19 protein-coding genes and 1 tRNA gene are annotated in these 20,771 nt (G+C 67.0%); 6 read left to right on the top strand and 14 right to left on the bottom strand.

Annotated features, from left to right (window positions below):
* Window positions 1-16: 16 nt before the first annotated feature.
* A complete protein-coding gene (locus AVTE2539_RS15830; protein WP_284412002.1) occupies window positions 17-520 on the bottom strand; it encodes an aminoacyl-tRNA deacylase in 504 nt (167 codons plus the stop codon).
* On the bottom strand, window positions 517-1,578 hold the full coding sequence (locus AVTE2539_RS15825; protein WP_284398709.1) for an aldo/keto reductase: 1,062 nt from the start codon (window positions 1,576-1,578) through the stop codon (window positions 517-519). Before AVTE2539_RS15825 ends, AVTE2539_RS15830 begins: the two co-directional genes overlap by 4 nt.
* A 174-nt stretch (window positions 1,579-1,752) precedes the next feature.
* Here AVTE2539_RS15825 and AVTE2539_RS15820 point away from each other — a divergent pair, with 174 nt between their 5' ends.
* From AVTE2539_RS15820 to AVTE2539_RS15795, 6 genes are all read left to right on the top strand, one after another.
* Entirely contained in the window at window positions 1,753-2,706 is a 954-nt protein-coding gene (locus tag AVTE2539_RS15820) for an alpha/beta fold hydrolase (RefSeq protein WP_284412001.1), read from the top strand.
* Between the two features lie 186 nt (window positions 2,707-2,892).
* A protein-coding gene (prfB, locus tag AVTE2539_RS15815; protein ID WP_272552141.1) for a peptide chain release factor 2 occupies window positions 2,893-3,997 on the top strand; the annotation gives its coding sequence in 2 pieces (ribosomal slippage) (window positions 2,893-2,973 and window positions 2,975-3,997; 1,104 coding nt in all).
* Between the two features lie 25 nt (window positions 3,998-4,022).
* The gene (gene pepN, locus AVTE2539_RS15810) at window positions 4,023-6,743 is read left to right on the top strand and encodes an aminopeptidase N (protein ID WP_284412471.1); all 2,721 of its coding nucleotides are present in this window, start codon (window positions 4,023-4,025) and stop codon (window positions 6,741-6,743) included.
* A gap of 30 nt (window positions 6,744-6,773) precedes the next feature.
* Window positions 6,774-7,781, top strand: a complete 1,008-nt coding sequence (locus tag AVTE2539_RS15805; protein ID WP_272568522.1) for a class 1 fructose-bisphosphatase — start codon at window positions 6,774-6,776, stop codon at window positions 7,779-7,781.
* Between the two features lie 11 nt (window positions 7,782-7,792).
* Window positions 7,793-7,868, top strand: a tRNA-Thr gene (locus AVTE2539_RS15800).
* Window positions 7,869-8,161: 293 nt separating this feature from the next.
* Window positions 8,162-8,647, top strand: coding sequence for a hemerythrin domain-containing protein (locus tag AVTE2539_RS15795; RefSeq protein ID WP_284398720.1), 486 nt, complete (start codon window positions 8,162-8,164; stop codon window positions 8,645-8,647).
* 135 nt (window positions 8,648-8,782) lie between these two features.
* Here the strand turns inward: AVTE2539_RS15795 and AVTE2539_RS15790 are convergent, their stop codons facing one another.
* From AVTE2539_RS15790 to uppS, 12 genes are read right to left on the bottom strand one after another with little or no spacing between them, the layout of a single operon-like run.
* Window positions 8,783-9,571: a TrmH family RNA methyltransferase gene (locus tag AVTE2539_RS15790; RefSeq protein ID WP_284412000.1), complete on the bottom strand. Its 789-nt coding sequence runs from the start codon at window positions 9,569-9,571 to the stop codon at window positions 8,783-8,785.
* Window positions 9,568-10,290, bottom strand: coding sequence for a ribonuclease HII (gene rnhB / locus AVTE2539_RS15785; RefSeq protein ID WP_284411998.1), 723 nt, complete (start codon window positions 10,288-10,290; stop codon window positions 9,568-9,570). Before rnhB ends, AVTE2539_RS15790 begins: the two co-directional genes overlap by 4 nt.
* A complete protein-coding gene (lpxB, locus tag AVTE2539_RS15780) occupies window positions 10,262-11,431 on the bottom strand; it encodes a lipid-A-disaccharide synthase (RefSeq protein ID WP_284411996.1) in 1,170 nt (389 codons plus the stop codon). The genes rnhB and lpxB overlap by 29 nt, the downstream gene beginning before the upstream one ends.
* A gap of 5 nt (window positions 11,432-11,436) precedes the next feature.
* Entirely contained in the window at window positions 11,437-12,228 is a 792-nt protein-coding gene (gene lpxA / locus AVTE2539_RS15775) for an acyl-ACP--UDP-N-acetylglucosamine O-acyltransferase (RefSeq protein WP_284411994.1), read from the bottom strand.
* A gap of 22 nt (window positions 12,229-12,250) precedes the next feature.
* Entirely contained in the window at window positions 12,251-12,691 is a 441-nt protein-coding gene (fabZ, locus tag AVTE2539_RS15770; protein ID WP_092744676.1) for a 3-hydroxyacyl-ACP dehydratase FabZ, read from the bottom strand.
* Window positions 12,692-12,704: 13 nt separating this feature from the next.
* Window positions 12,705-13,685, bottom strand: a complete 981-nt coding sequence (gene lpxD, locus AVTE2539_RS15765) for a UDP-3-O-(3-hydroxymyristoyl)glucosamine N-acyltransferase (protein WP_284411992.1) — start codon at window positions 13,683-13,685, stop codon at window positions 12,705-12,707.
* A gap of 27 nt (window positions 13,686-13,712) precedes the next feature.
* Window positions 13,713-14,240 carry an OmpH/Skp family outer membrane protein gene (locus AVTE2539_RS15760; protein WP_272568495.1) on the bottom strand — a complete coding sequence of 176 codons (528 nt, stop codon included), beginning with the start codon at window positions 14,238-14,240 and terminating at the stop codon, window positions 13,713-13,715.
* Window positions 14,240-16,537, bottom strand: coding sequence for an outer membrane protein assembly factor BamA (gene bamA / locus AVTE2539_RS15755; RefSeq protein WP_272568493.1), 2,298 nt, complete (start codon window positions 16,535-16,537; stop codon window positions 14,240-14,242). The genes AVTE2539_RS15760 and bamA overlap by 1 nt, the downstream gene beginning before the upstream one ends.
* A 42-nt stretch (window positions 16,538-16,579) precedes the next feature.
* Entirely contained in the window at window positions 16,580-17,944 is a 1,365-nt protein-coding gene (gene rseP / locus AVTE2539_RS15750; protein ID WP_284398743.1) for an RIP metalloprotease RseP, read from the bottom strand.
* 27 nt (window positions 17,945-17,971) lie between these two features.
* On the bottom strand, window positions 17,972-19,150 hold the full coding sequence (gene ispC, locus AVTE2539_RS15745; protein WP_284411990.1) for a 1-deoxy-D-xylulose-5-phosphate reductoisomerase: 1,179 nt from the start codon (window positions 19,148-19,150) through the stop codon (window positions 17,972-17,974).
* Window positions 19,147-20,001 carry a phosphatidate cytidylyltransferase gene (locus AVTE2539_RS15740; RefSeq protein ID WP_284411988.1) on the bottom strand — a complete coding sequence of 285 codons (855 nt, stop codon included), beginning with the start codon at window positions 19,999-20,001 and terminating at the stop codon, window positions 19,147-19,149. The genes ispC and AVTE2539_RS15740 overlap by 4 nt, the downstream gene beginning before the upstream one ends.
* Before the next feature lie 12 nt (window positions 20,002-20,013).
* Complete coding sequence (gene uppS / locus AVTE2539_RS15735) at window positions 20,014-20,745, bottom strand: polyprenyl diphosphate synthase (protein ID WP_284399043.1); 732 nt, start codon at window positions 20,743-20,745, stop codon at window positions 20,014-20,016.
* Between the last annotated feature and the right edge of the window lie 26 nt (window positions 20,746-20,771).

Below are 20,771 nucleotides of genomic sequence, written 5' to 3'. Positions count from 1 at the left end.
GGTTCGGCGGGGCGGCCTATTCTGCCAGCGCGCACTGCACCGGCTTGGCACCGAGCTGCTGCACGCACACCTGCGGATCGATCTGCACCAGAAAGCCCCGGCGGCCGCCGTTGATGGCGATGCGCGGCAGCGCGAGGATGCTTTCCTCGATGTACACCGGCATGTCGCGCCGCGTGCCGAACGGCGAGGTGCCGCCCACCAGATACCCGCTGTGGCGGTTGGCCACCTCGGGCTGGCAGGGCTCGACCGACTTGGCGCCGATCTGCCGCGCCAGGTTCTTGGTGGACACCTTGCGGTCGCCGTGCATGAGCACGATGAGGGGTTTCGCATCCTGGTCCTGCATCACCAGCGTCTTGACGACGACGTGCTCGTCCAGCCCCAGGCTGGCCGCGCTGTGCGCGGTGCCGCCGTGCTCCACGTAGTCGTAGGGGTGCTCGGTGAAGGCCACGCCCTGGCGCCGCAGCCACTGGGTGGCCGGGGTTTCGCTCACATGGGCGGCCTTGGCGGCCTTCTTGCTCACAGTGCCGGGTCTCGCAGTTCCCAGCGGACCGCGTCGATGGCCGCGAGCAGCTCGGGCGAGAGTACCGTGCCCCAGGCATCGAGGTCTTCGTCCAGCTGCGCCAGCGAGGTCACGCCGATGATGGTGCTGGCCACCTGCCACTTGGTGTAGCAGAACGCCAGCGCCATCTGTGTGGGCGTGAGGCCGTGCTCGCGCGCCAGCGCGTTGTAGCGGCGCGAGGCCTCCAGCGCCTCGGGCCGGCCCCAGCGCTGCTTGCGCACCGATTCGTAGCTGGCGATGCGCGCACCCTTCGGCGCACCGGCGCCCGTCGTGCCGCTGGCGTCGTACTTGCCCGTCAGCAGCCCGAAGCCCAGGGGCGAATACGCCAGCAGCGACACGCCCAGGCGGTGGCAGGACTCGTCCATGCCGTTTTCCCAGGTGCGGTTGATGAGGCAGTACGGGTTCTGCACCGTGGCCACGCGCGGCAGGCCGTGCTGCTCGGCCAGCCGCACGAACTCGTGCACGCCGTAAGGCGTTTCGTTGGACAGGCCGATGGCGCGCACCTTGCCGGCCTGCACCAGCCCGGCCAGCGCCTGCAGCTGGTCGTGGATAGGGGTGGCCGAGGTTTCCTTGGCGGGGTCGTAGTACACCGTGCCGAACGCGGGCACGTGGCGCTCGGGCCAGTGGATCTGGTAGAGGTCGATCACGTCGGTCTGCAGGCGGCGCAGGCTGGCGTCGCACGAGGCCACGATGTCGGCCGGGGTCATTCCCTTGCCTTCGCGCACCCAGGGCATGCCGCGCGAGGGGCCCGCCACCTTGGTGGCCAGCACCGTCTTTTCGCGGGCGCCGGGGCGGCTGGCGAACCAGCGGCCGATGATGGTCTCGGTGGCGCCGTAGGTCTCGGCGCGCGCCGGCACGGCGTACATCTCGGCGGTGTCGATGAAGTTCACGCCCCGCTCCAGCGAGCGGTCGAGAATGGCATGGGCCGTGGCTTCGTCCACCTGTTCGCCGAACGTCATGGTGCCCAGGCAGATGGGCGTGACCTGGAGCGCGCTGGCGCCCAATGGGATTTTTTGCATGGAGAGAAGACCTACAAGCTGCGGATGGGCTGGGCAGAATAATGGATTTTCCCTGTTCCCGCAGCGAGCGCACCGCATGCCCGAAGGCCCCCGCAGTCAGGGCCCCGAACGAGTGGCCGCCCGCTTGTCCCAGCCTTGACTGACGCCGCCGCGCCCTGCACGAATAATCGCCCGATGTACCAGCCCGCCCGCGCCTCCCAGAGCGAATTCGTCCCCGTCCGCACCCTGCAATACCACGTTCGCCGCTGGAACGGCGAGGCGTCGCCCGCCTCCGCTTCCCCGTCTTCCCCTTCTCGGCCCCCGCTGGTGCTGATGCACGGCTGGATGGACGTGGGCGCGTCGTACCAGTTCGTGGTGGACGCGCTGTCGCAGGCGTTCTTCGCCGGCCGCACGGTCATCGCGCCCGACTGGCGGGGCTTCGGCCTGAGCCGCCTGCCGGGGCCCTGCGACCACTACGTTTTCGCCGACTACCTGGCTGATCTGGACCACCTGCTGGACCACTACGCGCCCGGCCAGCCGGTCGATCTGGTGGGCCACAGCATGGGCGGCAACGTGTGCATGGCCTATGCCGGCGTGCGGCCCGCGCGCATCCGCCGGCTGGTGAACCTGGAAGGCTTCGGCCTGCCGGCCACCACGCCCGACCAGGCCCCCCGGCGCTACGCGCAGTGGATGGACGAGATCCGGGCGCTGGAGCGCGGCGAGAAATCGCTCAAGGCCTACGACAGCGCCGACGGCGTGGCCCAGCGCCTCATCAAGACCAACCCGCGCCTGTCCGCCGACAAGGCCGCCTGGCTGGCCCGCCAGTGGGCCGCGCCCGACGCGCAGGGCCGCTGGCGCATCCTGGGCGATGCGGCGCACAAGATCACCAGTTCGCAGATCTACCGCGTGGAGGAAGCGCTGGCCCTGTACGACGGCATCACCGCACCCACCCTCGCGGTGGAGGCCAGCGACGACAGCATGGGCCTGTGGTGGAAGGACCGCTACGACCTGCCCGAATACCACGCCCGCCTGCGCCACGTGCGCGATTGCCGCACCGCCGTGGTCCAGGACGCCGGGCACATGCTGCACCATGACCAGCCCAGCGCGGTGGCGGCGCTGATCGAGTCGTTCCTGAGCACCCCTGAATGAAACAGGCCGCCAGCGCATATTCCACTAGGGCATCTTGCTATCATTTTTGAAATAACGGCCGGTTTTGCGCCCCGGCGAAGGGGCCGGCCGGCAGCGCCCTGCGCCCCGTGGAAGGGCATTGGGGGCGTGCGGCGCATCGCGTGAGAAAATCGCCGGTTATTCCACCGAACACTCAGGACACGCACCATGGACGCAGAACGCATCAACCTCATCGGCAACACCCTCTCCGACCTGACCGTGCGCACGCAAGAGTTACGGAGGTATCTTTGACTTCGATGCCAAATTCGAACGCCTGCGCACGGTAAACGCCTCGCTGGAAGACCCCACGGTCTGGAACGACCCCAAGAAGGCCCAGGAGTTGGGCAAGGAAAAGAAGAGCCTGGACGGCGTGGTGCTCACGCTGGAGCGGCTCACGCGCGAGCTGGCCGACAACACCGAGCTCTTCGACATGAGCAAGGAAGAAGGCGACGACGACGGCCTGATGACCATCGAGGCCGAGACCGCCAAGCTCAAGCCCGAGATCGAGATGCTCGAGTTCCGCCGCATGTTCAGCAACGAGGCCGATCCGCTCAACTGCTTCGTGGACATCCAGGCCGGCGCCGGTGGCACCGAGGCCTGCGACTGGGCGGGCATGCTGCTGCGCCAGTACCTCAAGTACGCCGAACGCAAGGGCTTCAAGACCACGGTGGAAGACGAAACCCCGGGCGACGTGGCCGGCATCAAGAGCGCCACGATCAAGATCGAGGGCGAATACGCCTACGGCCTGCTGCGCACCGAGACCGGCGTGCACCGGCTGGTGCGCAAGAGCCCGTTCGACTCGTCCGGCGGGCGCCACACCAGCTTCGCCAGCCTGTTCGTCTATCCGGAGATCGACGACTCAATCCAGATCGACATCAACCCGGCCGACGTGCGCACCGACACCTTCCGCGCCAGCGGCGCCGGCGGCCAGCACATCAACAAGACCGATTCGGCCGTGCGTTTGACGCACATTCCAACCGGCATCGTCGTTCAGTGCCAGGATGGCCGCAGCCAGCACAGCAACCGCGACGTGGCATGGCAGCGCCTGCGCTCGCGCCTGTACGACTTCGAGATGCGCAAGCGCCAGGAAGAGCAGCAGAAGCTGGAAGACACCAAGACCGATGTCGGCTGGGGCCACCAGATCCGCAGCTACGTGCTGGACAACAGCCGCATCAAGGACCTGCGCACCAACGTCGAAATCTCCGCCACCCAGAAGGTGCTGGACGGTGATCTCGACGCCTTCATCGAAGCCTCCCTCAAGCAGGGCGTGTAACGCGCCCGGAAAGCCCCAAGCCATGATGAGAGAAGGACACGCCACGGCCATCCACCGTGCCGACTACACCGCCCCCGCGTTCTGGATCGACACGGTGGACCTCACGTTCGACCTGGACCCGGCCAAGACCCGGGTGCTCAACAAGATGCGGCTGCGCCGCAACGCGGACGTGCCCGCGGGCGCGCTGCGGCTCGATGGCGACGAGCTGAACCTGGCGCGCGTGCTGGTCAACGGCGCGGGCACCTCGTTCAAGATGGAAGGCGGCCAGCTGGTGCTGGAGAACCTGCCGGAGGGCCACGAGCCCTTCGACCTGGAGATCTTCACCACCTGCTCTCCGACCAAGAACACGCAGCTGTCGGGCCTGTACGTGAGCCAGGGCACCTTCTTCACCCAGTGCGAGGCCGAGGGCTTTCGGCGCATCACCTACTTCCTGGACCGGCCGGACGTGATGGCCAGCTTCACCGTGCTGCTGCGCGCCGACAAGGCCGCCTACCCGGTGCTGCTGTCCAACGGCAACCTGATCGACCACGGCCCGCTGGACGATGGCCCCAACGGCGCGCGCCATTTCGCCAGGTGGCAGGACCCGCACAAGAAGCCCTGCTACCTGTTCGCGCTGGTGGCCGGCAAGCTCGTGGCGCGCGAGCAGCGCATCCGCTCGCGCTCCGGCGCCGACCACCTGCTGCAGGTGTACGTGCGCCCGGGCGACCTGGAGAAGACCGAGCACGCCATGAACTCCCTCATGGCCAGCGTGGCCTGGGACGAGGCGCGCTTCGGCCTGCCGCTGGATCTGGAGCGCTTCATGATCGTCGCCACCAGCGACTTCAACATGGGCGCGATGGAGAACAAGGGCCTGAACATCTTCAACACGAAGTACGTGCTGGCCAGCCAGGCCACGGCGACCGATGTGGATTTCGGCAACATCGAAAGCGTGGTGGGCCACGAGTACTTCCACAACTGGACCGGCAACCGCGTCACCTGCCGCGACTGGTTCCAGCTGTCGCTCAAGGAAGGCCTCACGGTCTTTCGGGACCAGGAATTCAGCCAGGACCTGTCGGGCAGCCCCTCGGCCCGCGCCGTCAAGCGCATCGAAGACGTGCGCGTGCTGCGCACCGCGCAGTTCCCCGAAGACGCCGGCCCCATGGCGCACCCGGTGCGCCCCGACAGCTACGTCGAGATCAACAACTTCTACACCGTCACCATCTACGAAAAGGGTGCCGAGGTCGTGCGCATGATGCACACGCTGGTGGGCCGCGAAGGCTTCGCGCGCGGCATGAAGCTGTACTTCGATCGCCACGACGGGCAAGCGGTCACTTGCGACGATTTCGCGCAGGCCATCGCCGATGCCAACCCAGACAGCGACCTGGCCCGCCTGCTGCCGCAGTTCAAGCGCTGGTATTCGCAGGCAGGCACGCCGCGCGTGCAGGCCACGGGCGTGTACGACGCCGCCGCGCGCACCTACACGCTCACGCTGTCGCAAAGCCTCGCGCCCACGCCCGGCCAGCCGCTCAAGGAGCCCGCCGTGATCCCGGTGGCCCTGGGCCTGCTGGGTGCGGACGGCAAGGCGCTGCCGCTGCAACTGGAGGGCGAGGCCGCCGCGGGCGGCGCGGACCGCACCGTGGTGCTGACCGAGGCCACCCATGCGTTCATCTTCGTGAACGTGGGCTCCCAGCCCGTGCCGTCGCTGCTGCGCGGGTTCAGCGCCCCGGTGGTGCTGGACATCGACTACAGCGATGCCGAGTTGCTCGCCCTGCTGGCGCACGACACCGACGCCTTCAACCGCTGGGAGGCAGGCCAGCGCCTGGCCCTGCGAATCGCTATCAAAACGATAGCAGACGAGGCAATCAATCCGCCGGCAGGCGCGCCCATCGAGCAAGCGATCGTGCCCGACAGCTTCGTGGAGGCCATGCGCGGCGTGCTGCGCCACCCCGCGCTGGACGCGGCTTTCAAGGAACTGGTGCTCAGCCTGCCCTCCGAGGGCTACATCGCCGAACACCTGGACGTGGTGGACCCGCAGCGCGTGCACGCCGTGCGCGAAGCGATGCGCGCGCAACTCGCCGTCGCGCTGCAGCCGGAGTGGGAAGCCATCTGGGCGCAGCACCACGACACGGGCGCCTACCGCCCCGACGCGATCTCGGCCGGGCGCCGCGCGCTGTCGGGCCTGGCGCTGTCCATGCTGTGCCTGGCGGCCCGCACCACGGGCGACAGCGTGTGGCCGGGCAAGGCGTACCAGCGCTTCAAGGACGCGGGCAACATGACCGACCGCTTCAACGCCCTCACGGCGCTGGTGTACAGCGGCCATGCCCTGGCCGAGCCGGCACTCGCGCGCTTTCACGCCCTGTTCAAGGACGAGGCCCTGGTGCTGGACAAATGGTTCTCGCTGCAGGCGGGCGCGCCCGACCGCGGCGGGCAGGTGCTGGCGGCCGTGCAGCAGCTCATGAAGCACGCGGACTTCAGCCTCAAGAACCCGAACCGCGCGCGCAGCGTGATCTTCAGCTACTGCAGCGCCAACCCCGGGGGCTTTCACCGCCTGGACGGCGCGGGCTACCAGTTCTGGGCCGAACGCGTGCTGGAGCTGGACACGCTCAACCCGCAGGTGGCGGCGCGCCTGGCCCGGGCGCTCGACCGCTGGAAGAAGCTGGCCGACCCCTACCGCGGCGCGGCGCGCGACGCCATCGCCCGCGTGGCGGCCAAGCCCGACCTGTCCAACGACGTGCGCGAGGTGGTCACCCGCGCGCTGGCCGACTGATCACGTCCAAAAAATTAGGAAACCCCCTCCATGGCAAAAACCATCAGCCTCACCCGCTACCTCGTCGAACAGCAGCGGGTGGACGGCCTCATCCCCTCGCAGTTGCGCCTGTTGCTCGAAGTGGTCGCCCGTGCCTGCAAGAGCATCAGCCACGCCGTGAACAAGGGCGCGCTGGGCGGCGTGCTGGGCACGGCCGCCAGCGAGAACGTGCAGGGCGAGATCCAGAAGAAGCTGGACATCATCGCCAACGAAGTGCTCATCGAAGCCAACGAATGGGGCGGCCACCTCGCAGCCATGGCATCCGAAGAGATGGACAGCATCTACGTGGTGCCCAACCGCTATCCGCAGGGCGAGTACCTGCTGCTGTTCGATCCGCTCGACGGCTCCTCCAACATCGACGTGAACGTGAGCATCGGCACCATCTTCAGCGTGCTGAAAAAGCCCGAAGGCCACCCTGGTGTCATGACCGAGGACTTCCTGCAGGCCGGCACCCAGCAGGTGGCCGCGGGCTACTGCATCTACGGCCCCCAGACCACGCTGGTGCTGACCGTGGGCGACGGCGTCGCCATGTTCACGCTGGACCGCGAGCAGGGCTCGTTCGTGCTGGTGGAAGAGAACGTGCGCATTCCCGAGGACACCAAGGAATTCGCCATCAACATGAGCAACATGCGCCACTGGGACACCCCGGTCAAGCGCTACATCGACGAATGCCTGGCCGGCACCGAAGGCCCGCGCGGCAAGGACTTCAACATGCGCTGGATCGCCAGCATGGTGGCCGATGTGCACCGCATCCTCACCCGCGGCGGCGTGTTCCTGTACCCCTGGGACAAGCGCGAACCCAACAAGCCCGGCAAGCTGCGCCTGATGTACGAGGCCAATCCCATGAGCTGGCTCGTCGAGCAGGCCGGCGGCGCCGCCACCAACGGCAAGCAGCGCATCCTGGACATCCAGCCCACGCAGTTGCACGAGCGCGTCAGCGTGGTGCTGGGCTCAAAAAATGAAGTGGAACGCGTGACACGCTACCATTCCGATATATAATTCGAGTCTTCGCCGGTGTAGCTCAGTCGGTAGAGCAGCTCATTCGTAATGAGAAGGTCGGGTGTTCGATTCATCTCTCCGGCACCAAATGGAAACCCCTGATTCGCAAGAGTCAGGGGTTTTTCTTTTGAGCCCTGCCTTGCGTGTGCCGGCGCTGCACAGCATCCCGGCATCGAGCGGCTGAACGGCGGCGACCAACGCGCGTTGCCAGCACCATCCGCAGCCAATCCCATGATCGATGGGCTCCGTGGCCCTGCCCCAGCGGCGTGTCGGCCGAAGGCCAACCCGCGCACGGCCGTGGCTTGGCGTCCTACGGCAGGGGGTAGACCACCCGTGCAGCATGGCCTTCCCCACACACACACCATCTACAAGGAAATCCCATGACCACCCGTGCACCCCGAGACGCCTGCTCCCTGCTCGATGCGGACCATCGCGCCGTCAAGAAAATGTTCAAGGAATACGAATCGCTGATGGAGTCCCGCTCCAAGGCGGCAGCCACCCAGCGGTTCGAACTGGCGCGCCAGATCTGCCGCGAGTTGGCCGTGCATGCGCAGATCGAAGAAGAGATCTTCTACCCTGCCCTGCGCGATGCCATCAAGGACACCGACCTCCTCGCCGAAGCCGAAGTGGAGCACGCGAGCGCCAAGGACCTGATCGCGCAGATCGAGGCCGCCAGCGCCGCCGATGAAATGTTCGATGCCAAGGTGACCGTGTTGGGCGAGTACATCGACCACCATGTGAAGGAAGAGCGCAACGAGATCTTTCCGAAGGCACGTGCCGCCCGCAAGCTCGACCTCGTGGCCATGCGCGAAGCGCTCGAAGCCCGCAAGGAAGAGCTGATGGCGGGTGAAGAAGCGATGGCCTGACGCCCCGGCGGGCCTCCCTCCCTCAGGGCGGCCGTGCCGCGACCCGCGGGGTCGGCGCTGCGAGGCGCTCACCGCCCTCTCTGACCGCTCTGACCAACGTCTGCCCGCATCGCTGAAAGCCTGCGGGCCAAGCCGTCAGGTGCGGCCCGTCTCCGCAGCCGCAGCGCTCGCATGCAGGCAGATCGCGGCGGCCGCCCCCACATTCAACGATTCTTCCCCGCCCGGCTGGGCAATTCGGATCAGGCGGCTCGCGCGCTCCTGCAGCGCCGGTGACACGCCCTGCCCTTCATGCCCCATGACCCAGCCGCAAGGCCAGGGCAGTTGCGCCCGGTGCAGGAATTCGCCGCCGTGCGAACTGGTCGCCAGCAGGGGCAGGCCGAGCGCATCGATGTCCGTCGCATCGAGCCCCTCCACCAGCCGCAGGCCGAAGTGGGCCCCCATGCCGGCCCTCAGCACCTTGGCGCTCCACAGCGCCGCCGTGCCCTTGATGGCCGCGATCTGTCCGAAACCGAATGCCGATGCACTGCGCAGGATGGACCCCACGTTGCCGGCGTCCTGCAGGCGGTCGAGCACCACGGTGGACACGCCCGGCACCAACGCGGCGGCTGCCGGCATCTCCAGCACGAAGCCCATGCGCGCCGGCGATTCGAGGCCGCTGACGTCCGCCCAGAGGGGATCGGCAATCACTATGTTTTTGATAGCAGCATGCCGGTATTTTTCTTGCGCTGCAGGCCAAAAAGACTCCGCATACACGGCCACCGCCGGCTGCAGTCCCCGGGCCAGCGCCGCACGGCACAGGTGGTCGCCTTCCAGCCATACCCGGCCCTGCTTGCGGTAAGCGCTGCTGTCCTGCGCCAGGCGCCGCAGGTCCTTGACGAACGCGTTGTCGCGCGACTGAACGAAGGTGACGTTGTCCGAGGTCATGCCGGCTGCCATTCCGCCCGCACCAGGCCCTGCGGCGCCTGCAACGCGTGCGACCCATTCACGGTAGGCACCGCAGGCAGTGGGAGTACCGCCGCGTTGCCCCGGACGAGGGTCGCGGCCACGGGTGAAAACGAGCGGCGGTGGTGCGGGCAAGCGCCATGCTGCTGCAGCGCCGCCATGTGTTCGGCCGTCCCATATCCCTTGTGGCCGGCAAAGCCGTATTGGGGATATTCCAGGTGCAATTGCGCGCACCAGCGGTCGCGTGTGACCTTGGCCAGGATCGACGCTGCAGAAATGGCCTGCACCAGTGCATCGCCCTTGACGATGGCGTCCGCGGGCACTTCCAGCACGGGCAGCCGGTTGCCATCCACCAGCACACGCACGGGCTTCAGGCGCAGCCCCTGCACCGCGCGCTGCATGGCCAGCATGGTCGCCTGCAGAATGTTGATGGTGTCGATCTCTTGCACGCTGGCCTCGGCCACCGCGCAGCACAGGGCCTTGGCGCGGATCTCGTCGTACAGCGCTTCGCGGCGCGCAGCGGTCAAGGTCTTGGAATCGGCCAGACCGGCGATCGGATTCAGATCGTCAAGGATCACGGCGGCGGCCACCACCGGGCCGGCCAGCGGCCCGCGCCCAGCTTCGTCCACCCCGGCCACCAGGCCCGGGGGATGCCACGGCAGGGCCGCCTGCTCAGGCGGCAAGGATTTTCTGGATCGCATCGGCGGCCAATCGGGGGGTGTCGCGGCGCAGGGTTTCGTGCAGCGCGGTGAAGCGCTGCTCCAGCGCCGCCAGCGTGTCGGGGGATTGCGTGGGCGCGTCGAGCCACTGCGTCACAGCTGCGGCCAGCGCCTCGGGGGTGGCGGCGTCCTGGATCAGCTCGGGCACGACGAATTCGCCGCAAAGGATGTTGGGCAGCCCCACCCAAGGCTGCAGCTGCTTGCGCCGCATGAGGCGCCAGCTGATGGGGTGCATGTGGTAGCCAATCACCATGGGCCGCTTGAACAGGGCCGCCTCGAGGGTGGCCGTGCCGCTGGCGATCAGCGTGCAGTCGCAGGCCGCCAGCACGGTGTGCGACTGGCCTTCGACGACCTGCACCGCCTCGGCCATGCCGCATTCGCGCACCACCTGCTCGATGCGTGCGCGCAGCGCCGGTACGGCCGGAATGACCATGCGCAACGCGGGGCGCGCCTGGCGCAGCAAGGCCGCCGCCCGCAGGAACGGCGCGGCGATGTAGTCCACCTCGGCCGAACGGCTGCCCGGCAGGATGGCCAGCACCTCGTCGCCGGGGGCCAGGCCCAGCCGGGCCCGTGCCGCCTCGCGGTCCGGCTGCATGGGAATCACATTGGCCAGCGGATGGCCGACGTAAGTGGCGGCAATGCCATGGCGGGCCAGGAGCACGGGCTCGAACGGGAAGATGCACAGCACGTGGTCAGCGCTGCGCTTGATTTTCTCGATGCGTTCGGCACGCCAGGCCCAGATCGAAGGGCACACGAAGTGCACCGTCTTGATGCCGGCCGCGCGCAGGTCGGATTCGAGCCCCAGGTTGAAATCGGGCGCATCCACGCCGATGAAGACCTGCGGCGGGTCCGCGAGCAGCCGCCGCCGCAATTGCTTGCGGATCTGCACGATGCCCCAGAGCCGGCGCAGCAGCTCGACGCTGTAGCCGTGCACGGCCAGGCGCTCGCTCGGCCACCAGGCGGTAAAGCCCCGCCGCTGCATCTGTGGCCCGCCGATGCCCTGCCCGGTCACGCCCGGCCACTGCGCCTGCAGGCCGTCGAGCAGCAGGCCCGCCAGGAGATCGCCGGAGGTTTCGCCTGCCACCATCGCGATGTGCGGTGCCGGTTGGAGGGAGGGCGCCATCGCGGTCAGCGCGCGATGCCGCGCGAAGAGTTGGCGATGAAATCCAGCAGCAGCGCGATGTCGGGCGCGGCCTCGCCGTGGACCGACGGCAACTCGGCGATCGCCTGCCGCGCCGCGTCCAGCGTGAGGCCCTGGCGATACAGCAGGCGGTGCGCCTGCTTGATCGCGGCGAGCCGGTCAGCCGAGAACCCGCGCCGGCGCAGGCCTTCAAGGTTCAACCCGCGCACGGACAGCGGATTGCCATCCACCATCATGAAGGGGGGCACGTCCTGCGAGATGTGGCTCGCGAACCCAGCCATGACGTGCGCGCCCACCTTGGTGAACTGGTGCACGCCCGTGAGGCCGCCGATGATGGCGTGGTCGCCCACGTGCACATGGCCGGCCAGCGTGGCGTTGTTGGCCAGAACGGTGTGGTGACCGACCACGCAGTCGTGGGCGATGTGCACATAGGCCATGACCCAGTTGTCGTTGCCGATCGTGGTCACGCCCCGGTCCTGCGCCGTGCCGGTGTTGAACGTGCAGAACTCGCGGATCGTGTTGCGGTCGCCGATGCGCAGCTCGGTGGGCTCGCCGGCGTACTTCTTGTCCTGCGGCGCGGCGCCCAGGGAGGCGAACTGGAAGATCCGGTTGTCTTCGCCGATCGTGGTGCGCCCTTCGATGACGCAGTGCGCGCCCACCGAGGTGCGCGCACCGATCGTCACGTGCGGGCCGATCACGGCATAGGGGCCAATGGCCGCGGAGGCGTCGATCCGCGCTGCGGGGTCGACGATGGCTGTGGAGTGGATGCTGCTGGTCACGTGCCGCCCTGCCCTCGCAGCGTCAGCCCACAGTGCGCATGGTGCACATGATCTCGGCCTCGCAGGCCACGCTGTCGCCCACGCGCGCCAGGCCCTTGAACTTGTAGATGCCGCCCTTGATGCGGTCCAGATCCACTTCCAGGATGAGCTGGTCGCCCGGCTCCACGGGGCGCTTGAAGCGCGCGCCGTCGATGCCGACGAAATAGAACACCTTGTCGTCGCCGGGCGCCTCGCCCATCATGTCGAACGACAGCAGGCCCGCGGCCTGCGCCAGGGCCTCGAGCATGAGCACGCCGGGCATCACGGGCCGGCTCGGGAAATGTCCCGTGAAGAAAGGCTCGTTGATCGTGACGTTCTTGAGCGCCTGGATGCGCTTGCCCCTTTCGAGTTCGACCACGCGGTCCACCAGCAGAAACGGATAGCGGTGCGGCAAGAGCTTGAGAATTTGGTGGATATCCATCATTGGAAGATGCGGTCTAACCGTCTTTTCGAGTTTGTTCGAGGGCCTTGATCCGTTCGCGCAGGCTGTGAAGCTGCTTGAGCGTGGCCGCGTTTTTTTCCCACTTCGCATTTTCGTCGATGGGGAACATGCCGGTGTATTGACCCGGCCGGGTCAGCGATCGCGTGACCACCGTGGCCGCCGACACGTGCACGTGGTCGGCCAGTTCGAGATGCCCCAGCACGATGCCTCCGCCCCCCACCGTGCAATGCGCGCCGATGGTCGCGCTGCCCGCCACCCCCACGCACCCCGCCATGGCGGAATGCCGGCCGATGCGCACGTTGTGGCCGATCTGGATGAGGTTGTCGAGCTTCACGCCATCTTCGATGATCGTGTTTTCCAGTGCGCCGCGGTCGATGCAGGTGTTGGCGCCGATCTCGACGTCGTTGCCGATGTGCACGGCCCCCAACTGCTCGATCTTGACCCATTCGCCGCCCTGCGGCGCGAAGCCGAAGCCGTCGGCCCCGATCACCACGCCGGCATGCACGATGCAGCGCTCGCCGATGTGGCAGTCCTCGCCCAGCGTCACCCGCGATTTGAGCACCGTGCCCGCGCCCACGTGCGCGCCGCGCTCCACCACGCACAGCGGGCCGATGAAGGCCGTGGGATGCACCGTGGCGTCCGGGTCCACCACCGCGCTGGGATGGATGCCCTGCGGCACCGCCACGGCGTGCGCGCGCTTCCACAGCTGCGTGGCACGCGCGAAATACACATACGGCTCGTCCGCAACGATGCACGCCCCCCGGGCCAGCCCGGCCTCGCGCATCGATGGCGCCACAATGACACAGGCCGCCCGGGAGGCGGCCAGTTGCTGCTGGTAGCGCGGATGGCTTAAAAAAGCCAGGTCACCGGGACCTGCAGACTCCAGGGGAGAGATACGGCGGATTTCTCCGTCCCTCTCGCCCCCCTCCAGCGTGCCGCCCAGCGCATCGACGATCTGCCCCAGAGAGAGGCTCACGCCGCGCGCCCCGTCAGCCGACGGCCATCACTTGGCGGGCGTGGCAGCAGCGGCATTCAGTGCCTTGATCACTTTGTCGGTGATGTCGTGCTTGGGGTTGATGTAGACGGCTTCCTGAAGGATCACGTCGTACTTCTCGGCCTCGGCGACCTGCTTGACGACCTTGTTGGCGCGCTCGAGCACCTGGCCCAGCTCTTCGTTCTTGCGGGCGCCCAGGTCTTCCTGGAACTCGCGGCGCTTGCGCTGGAAGTCGCGGTCCTGGTCGACCAGCTGGCGCTGGCGGGCCGTGCGCTGGCTCTCGGCCATCGTGGGCGCTTCGCGCTCGAACTTCTCGGTAGCGGACTTCAGGCTGTTGCCCTGCTCCACGAGGTCCTTCTCACGACGGGAGAACTCCTGCTCCAGCTTGGCCTGGGCCGCCTTGGCGGTGCTGGCCTCGCGGAAGATGCGGTCGGTGTTGACGAAGCCGGCCTTGAACTCCTGCGCCTGTGCAGGCACGGCTGCACCGAGCGTGCCCAGCAAGAGAACGAGGGGAATATGGCGGGAGAGAGATTTCATTAGAAAGACGTTCCGATCTGGAATTGCAGTTTCTGGATTCTATCGCCGGCGAACTTGCGCACCGGTTGCGCAAAAGCGAGGCGAAGCGGACCGAGCGGAGAAATCCAGCTCAGGCCCAGGCCGGCAGAGACACGCATGTCGCTGAGGGTGACCTTTTCATCTTCGCCGTACACGTTGCCCGCATCCACGAAAGTGAACACGCGCAGCGTGCGGTCGTTGCCCGCACCTGGGAACGGTGCGATCAACTCGGCATTGAGCGTGACCTTCTTCGGTCCGCCCAGCGACGCCCCCGTCACGTCGCGAGGACCCAGCGTGCCCTGGTCGAAACCGCGCACGGAGCCCAGGCCGCCCGAGTAGTAGTTCTTGAACACCGGGAACGGCCGACCGTTCATGCCCTTGCCCCAGCCGAACTCGCTGTTGAAGGCCATGGTGAACTTCTTGTTCAGCGGCACATACTGCTGGAACTGGTAATTGCCGCGGACATAGCGCGCATCGCCAGCCACCGACCATTCGGTGTTCAGGCGCTGGTAGCGGCCCGAATTGGGCGCCAAGGCGCTGTCGCGGTCATCGCGCGACCAGCCGATCGTGAGCGGAATCGCGGTGCTGCTGGAGCCGTAGGTCGTGGCATACGACAGGTACGCAGCGGGAATGTTGGTGCCCAGCTTGATCCGCGTCTGTTCGAGGCCGCCCCCGAAGAACACGGTATCGGTTTCGCTGAAGGGGATGCCGAAACGCACGCTCGTACCGGCGGTGATCAGCTCGTAGTTACCGCCCTGGTCCTCGTACGGCTTGTCGGTGCGGTAGTACAGATCGAGCGTGCGCGAGATGCCGTCCCGCGTGAAATACGGGTTGGTGGTGCTGAACACCAGCGTGCGGCGGTACTTGCTGGTGTTGACGTCCACCCCGAGGTAGTTGCCCGAACCGAACACGTTCTCCTGCTTGATGCTGAACGACAGCGAGACCTTTTCCGCGCTCGAGAAGCCCGCGCCCAGCTGCAGCGAACCGGTGGGCTTTTCGGCCACGTTCACCACCAGGTCCACCTGATCGGCCGAGCCTGGCACTTCCTGCGTTTCCACATTGACTTCGGTGAAGAAGCCCAGGCGGTCCACGCGGTCACGGGACAGCTTGATCTTGTCGCCGTCGTACCAGGAGGCTTCGTACTGGCGGAACTCGCGGCGGATCACTTCGTCGCGCGTGCGGTTGTTGCCGCTCACGTTGATGCGGCGCACGTAGGCACGGCGGGCCGGCTCGGCGCGCAGGACCAGGGCCACGCGGTTGTTCTCGCGGTCCACTTCGGGCACCGCTTCGACGCGCGCGAACGCGAAGCCGAAATTGCCGAAGTAGTCGGTGAATGCCTTGGTGGTTTCGGCCACCTTGTCGGCGTTGTAAGGCTCGCCGGGCTGGATGGTGATCAGCGACTTGAACTCGTCGTCGCGGTCCAGGTAATTGCCTTCGATCTTCACGCCGGAGACCACGTAGCGCTGGCCCTCGGTCACGTTGACGGTGATCGTGATGTCCTGCTTGTCCGGGGAGATCGCCACCTGCGTGGAGTCGATGCGGAACTCAAGGTAGCCGCGCGCCAGATAGTAGGAACGCAGGGTTTCCAGGTCGGCGTTCAGCTTGGTGCGGGAATAGCGGTCCGACTTGGTGTACCAGCTGAGCCAGCCGCCCGTGTCCTGGTCGAACAGCCCTTTGAGCGTCGATTCGCTGAAGGCCTTGTTGCCCACCAGGTGGATTTCCTTGATGCGCGCGGGCTCGCCTTCGGTCACGGTGAAGGTGAGGTTGACGCGGTTGCGCTCGATGGGGGTGACCGTGGTCACGACCTCGGCGCCGTACAGGCTCTTGTTGATGTACTGGCGCTTGAGCTCCTGCTCCGCGCGGTCGGCCAGGGCCTTGTCGAAAGGCCGGCCTTCGGTCAGGCCCACATCGCGCATGGCTTTCTTGAGCGTGTCCTTGTCGAATTCGCGGGCACCGGCGAAGTCCACGTCGGCGATGGTCGGACGCTCTTCCACGACCACCACGAGCACGTTGCCGCTGGCCTCCAGGCGCACATCCTTGAACAGGCCCAGCGCGAACAGCGCACGGATCGCCGCAGCGCCCTTCTCGTCGTTGTAGTCGTCACCCACCCGCAGCGGCATCGACGCGAAGATCGTGCCCGGCTCGACGCGCTGCAAACCCTCCACCCGGATATCCTGCACCTTGAACGGCTCCAGGGCCCATGCCGCATTGGCAGCAAAAACCATGGCGGCCACGGCACATGCCTTGCGCACGCCCAAGCGATTGAATTGTTTTTTCATGAGTGAACTGGTACCGCACGGTGAACGCGCGCGGCAAAAAGGTTAGCCAAAAAGCCGGGTGATATCGTTGAACAGGGCGATGGACATCATCAGGAGGAGCACCGCCACGCCGCCGCGCTGCAATCGCTCCATCCAGGCGTCGGACACGCCCTTGCCGGTCACGCCTTCCCAAAGATAATACATCAGGTGTCCACCGTCCAAAACCGGTAGCGGAAGCAGGTTCAGCACGCCCAGGCTCACGCTGATGAGGGCCAGAAACACCAGGTACTGGGTCAGCCCCATGCTGGCCGAACGACCCGCGTAATCGGCGATGGTGAGCGGGCCGCTGAGGTTCTTGAGCGAGGCCTCGCCGATCACCATGCGCCCCATCATGCGCAGGGTCAGTGCCGACACCTCCCAGGTACGGACCACCCCATTCCAGAGTCCTTCGAGCGGCCCGTGCCGTACGGTCACGAACTCCGGCTGGGCGCCCACGAAGGCCCCCACCCGGCCGACCGGGCCCGAAGGCTCACTGTGCAAATCCGGCAGTACATCCAGCGTCAAGGTCTGGCCGCCGCGTTCGATGCGCCACGGCTGGGATACGGCCACCCCGCCACTGACCGATGCACGGATGAGCTCCCGCAGCTGCTGGCCATCCACCACATTGGTCGCACCGAGCCTGACGACCAGGTCCCCTTGCCGCAATCCCGCGCGTTGCGCCGCCCCCCCCTGCACCACCTCGCCGAGCACGGGCCGCGTCCACGGACCCACGATGCCGATCTTGCGAAAGAGCTGCGCATCCGCCTCCCGCGCATCGAATTGCGCGAGTTCCAGCACCATCTGGCGTTGCGGCGCCCCAGGCGACGGCTGCACCTGCAGGCGGACGTCGGTGCCGTCGAGCGCGCCGCGGGTCAGGAGCCAGCGCAGGTCTTCGAAGGATCGCACTGGCTCGGATTCTTCGTTGCCGAGGGCCGCTTCCAGCACGAGCTCGCCGCCTTGCAGGCCGGCTTTCTGGGCCACGGACCCTGGCACGGGGCTGGCGAGAACCGCCTTCGGCTCCTCCACGCCCATCCAGTTCACTGCGGCGTACAGCAGCACGGCGAGCAGCAGATTGGCCGCCGGGCCCGCTGCCACGATCGCAGCGCGGGATCGCAACGGCTTGGCATTGAACGACAGGTGGCGCTCATGGGCATCGACGGGGGCCTCGCGCTCGTCCAGCATGCGCACATACCCGCCCAGGGGAAACGCGCCGATGACGAACTCCGTGGGCGATCCCTTGGGCTGCCAGCGCAGCAGGGGTTTGCCGAAACCCACCGAAAAACGAAGGACCTTCACGCCGCAGGCGACCGCTACGCGGTAGTGGCCGTATTCATGGACGGCGATGAGCACGCCCAGCGCGACGATGAAGGCAATGACGGTCAGCAACATGGTGTCTTTCTGCCCGGAGGCGATCGCTCAGGCGGCCAGCCGCTGCGCACTGCGCAGAGCGACGGACCGTGCTTCGGCATCCAGCGCGAGCAGGGCCCCGAGCGATTCGGGGTTGGAGGGCGTCACCGCCTCCAGAGTTGCAAGGTTCAGCCGATGAATCTGATCGAAACGGATGCGGCGCTCCAGGAACGAGGCCACGGCCACTTCGTTGGCGGCATTGAGCACCGCCGTGGTGCCGCTTTGCGCACGCAGCGCCTGCCAGGACAGGTGCAGCCCCGGGAAGCGGGTGGCGTCGGCTTCCTCGAAGGTGAGCGCAGACAGCGTGGAAAAATCCAGCCGCGGCGTTCCGCTCTCGATGCGCTCCGGCCAGGCCAGCCCGCAGGCGATCGGAACGCGCATGTCCGGTGTTCCCAGTTGCGCCAGCACCGACGCATCCACAAACTGGACCATGGAATGGATGATCTGCTGCGGATGGATCACCACCTTGATCTGCTCCGGCGCCAGATCGAAGAGCCAGCGCGCCTCGATGACCTCCAGGGCCTTGTTCATCATGGTGGCCGAATCGACCGAGATCTTTCGCCCCATCGAGAAATTGGGATGGGCGCAGGCCTGCTCCGGCGTGACATCGCGCAGCGTGGCCGGCGCCCGGGTGCGAAACGGCCCACCGGATGCGGTCAGCAAAATGTGGTCCACGCGGCGCGCCCAGGTCTGCGGGTCTTCCGGCAGGCACTGAAAGATGGCCGAATGCTCGCTGTCGATCGGCAGCAGCGTGGCCCCGCCCTCCCGGACGGCGGACATGAAGACCTCGCCACCCACCACCAACGCTTCCTTGTTGGCGAGCAGCAGGCGCTTGCCAGCGCGGGCCGCCGCAAGGCAGGGGCCCAGGCCCGCAGCGCCGACAATGGCGGCCATCACCACGTCCACCTCTTCGTGGGAGGCAATGGTGTCCAGCGCGTCCGGGCCCTGCAAGACCCGCGTTGCCAGACCATGCGCCGCGAGCCGCTCCTCCAGCAGGCGCGCATGCGGCGCGCTAGCCATCACGGCGAAGCGGGGCTGGAAACGGACACACTGCGCCAGCAGGGCGTCGACCTGCGTGGCAGCGCTCAGGGCAAACACCTCGTAGCGCTCGGGATGGCGTGCCACCACATCCAGGGTGTTGGTACCGATGGACCCCGTGGATCCCAGGACCGTGATGCGTTGTTTCATGCGGAAGCGAAGTGAGTCAACATCATGGCCAGCGGCAAGGTGGGCAACAGCGCATCCACGCGATCGAGCACGCCGCCGTGGCCCGGCAACAAACCGCTGCTGTCCTTGGCGCCGATGCTGCGCTTGACGAGGGACTCGGTCAGGTCGCCCACCACGCTCATGGCCGCCATGAACACGGCACCCAGCAACAACAGCCACCAGCCGCGCGCGAACAGGTGGGTATAGAAACTCGCGACCGATGCACTGGTGGACGCGTCGGCGACCACCCAGCCCACCGCCAGAACCACCACACCGGCCATGCCGCCCCACACGCCTTCCCAGCTCTTGCCGGGGCTGATCGAGGGGGCCAGTTTGTTCTTGGTGAAGCGCAGGCCAAAGGCCCGGCCTGCGAAGTACGCAAAGATGTCTGCCACCCAGACAAGAACCAGGATCGACATCAGAAAATTGATGCCCGCCATGCGCGCCTGCACCGCCGCCAGCCACGCCAGCCACAGCACGAACACGCCGCCGACCAGCCGCACGGCCTTGGGAACCTGGGGCCAGCCCTGGACACCCGCGCGCAGCATCCACGCACCGACAAGCACCCACGCGGCGCCACCCAGGGTCCACAGCCAGGCCAGCGGTTGCTGCAACCAGCCCAGTGACCAGCTCACCGCGCAAAGCGCGACGCAAGCGGCCCCCACCCCCACGGCCGCGCCAGAGCCCAGTCCTTGAAGCCGACCCCACTCCCAGGCACCCGCGGCCATCAAGACCAGGATGACCGTGGCAAAGGGCCACGGAGACGGGTAAAAAAGCGCCGGCAGCAAAATGGCCAGCAGGACGATGGCAGTGATGACGCGCTGTCGAAGCATGGGAAAGCCCTTTCAGACCTGCAGCGAGGCAGGTGACGACGCCAGTATTTGCTCGGATGTCTTGCCGAAACGGCGCTCTCGGGCATTGAAGGCGGCAATGGCCTCATCCAGGGCCTTGCCGTCGAAGTCCGGCCAGAGCCGGTCACTGAAGTAGAACTCGGAATAGGCCGACTGCCACAGCAGGAAATTGCTGATGCGCATTTCGCCACCCGTGCGGATCACCAAGTCCGGATCCGGCACGTGCGCCAGGCCCATGGCCGCATGCAGGCTGGCCTCGGTGATGGGCTCGCCCCGCGCCGCAACGGCCGCAGCGGCCTGCGCGATGTCCCAACGGCCGCCGTAGTTGAAGCAGACGTTCAGGACCAGGCGGGTATTGTGCGCGGTGTCCAGTTCGGCCTGACGCAGGCCCGCCCGCACCTTCTCGGACAACCCAGCCTTCTCACCGACGAAATGCAGGCGTACCCCGTCCTTTTGCAACTGGGGGACTTCCCGGGACAGCGCCTTGGCCAACAAATCCATGAGGCCCGACACTTCATCGGCAGGCCGGTTCCAGTTCTCCGAAGAAAAAGCGAACACCGTCAGGACGGCCACGCCCCGCTCCACGCAGGCCTGCGCGCAGCGTTTGAGAGATTCCACGCCCTGCTTGTGCCCTGCCAGCCGCGGCAGGAAACGGCGCGTGGCCCAGCGGCCATTGCCATCCATGACGATGGCAACGTGGTGCGGAATGGCCGAAGAGGCGGACATGCAGGGCAACGATCGATTCCCGGAAC

Origin of the sequence: Acidovorax sp. SUPP2539 (assembly GCF_030158975.1) — a bacterium.
Classification (GTDB): domain Bacteria; phylum Pseudomonadota; class Gammaproteobacteria; order Burkholderiales; family Burkholderiaceae_C; genus Paracidovorax.
Note: the sequence above shows the minus strand (reverse complement) of the source record. Positions and strands in the feature narration are given on the sequence as shown.

Coding starts and splice junctions, on each gene's coding strand:
- AVTE2539_RS15760 (WP_272568495.1), bottom strand. CDS start 14,240: ATGAAATCTCTCTCCCGCCATATTCCCCTCGTTCTCTTGCTGGGCACG.
- AVTE2539_RS15790 (WP_284412000.1), bottom strand. CDS start 9,571: ATGACCTCGGACAACGTCACCTTCGTTCAGTCGCGCGACAACGCGTTC.
- pepN (WP_284412471.1), top strand. CDS start 4,023: ATGAGAGAAGGACACGCCACGGCCATCCACCGTGCCGACTACACCGCC.
- AVTE2539_RS15805 (WP_272568522.1), top strand. CDS start 6,774: ATGGCAAAAACCATCAGCCTCACCCGCTACCTCGTCGAACAGCAGCGG.
- lpxB (WP_284411996.1), bottom strand. CDS start 11,431: ATGGCGCCCTCCCTCCAACCGGCACCGCACATCGCGATGGTGGCAGGC.
- AVTE2539_RS15740 (WP_284411988.1), bottom strand. CDS start 20,001: ATGCTTCGACAGCGCGTCATCACTGCCATCGTCCTGCTGGCCATTTTG.
- fabZ (WP_092744676.1), bottom strand. CDS start 12,691: ATGATGGATATCCACCAAATTCTCAAGCTCTTGCCGCACCGCTATCCG.
- bamA (WP_272568493.1), bottom strand. CDS start 16,537: ATGAAAAAACAATTCAATCGCTTGGGCGTGCGCAAGGCATGTGCCGTG.
- ispC (WP_284411990.1), bottom strand. CDS start 19,150: ATGAAACAACGCATCACGGTCCTGGGATCCACGGGGTCCATCGGTACC.
- AVTE2539_RS15820 (WP_284412001.1), top strand. CDS start 1,753: ATGTACCAGCCCGCCCGCGCCTCCCAGAGCGAATTCGTCCCCGTCCGC.
- rnhB (WP_284411998.1), bottom strand. CDS start 10,290: ATGCGATCCAGAAAATCCTTGCCGCCTGAGCAGGCGGCCCTGCCGTGG.
- uppS (WP_284399043.1), bottom strand. CDS start 20,745: ATGTCCGCCTCTTCGGCCATTCCGCACCACGTTGCCATCGTCATGGAT.
- AVTE2539_RS15795 (WP_284398720.1), top strand. CDS start 8,162: ATGACCACCCGTGCACCCCGAGACGCCTGCTCCCTGCTCGATGCGGAC.
- rseP (WP_284398743.1), bottom strand. CDS start 17,944: ATGTTGCTGACCGTCATTGCCTTCATCGTCGCGCTGGGCGTGCTCATC.
- AVTE2539_RS15825 (WP_284398709.1), bottom strand. CDS start 1,578: ATGCAAAAAATCCCATTGGGCGCCAGCGCGCTCCAGGTCACGCCCATC.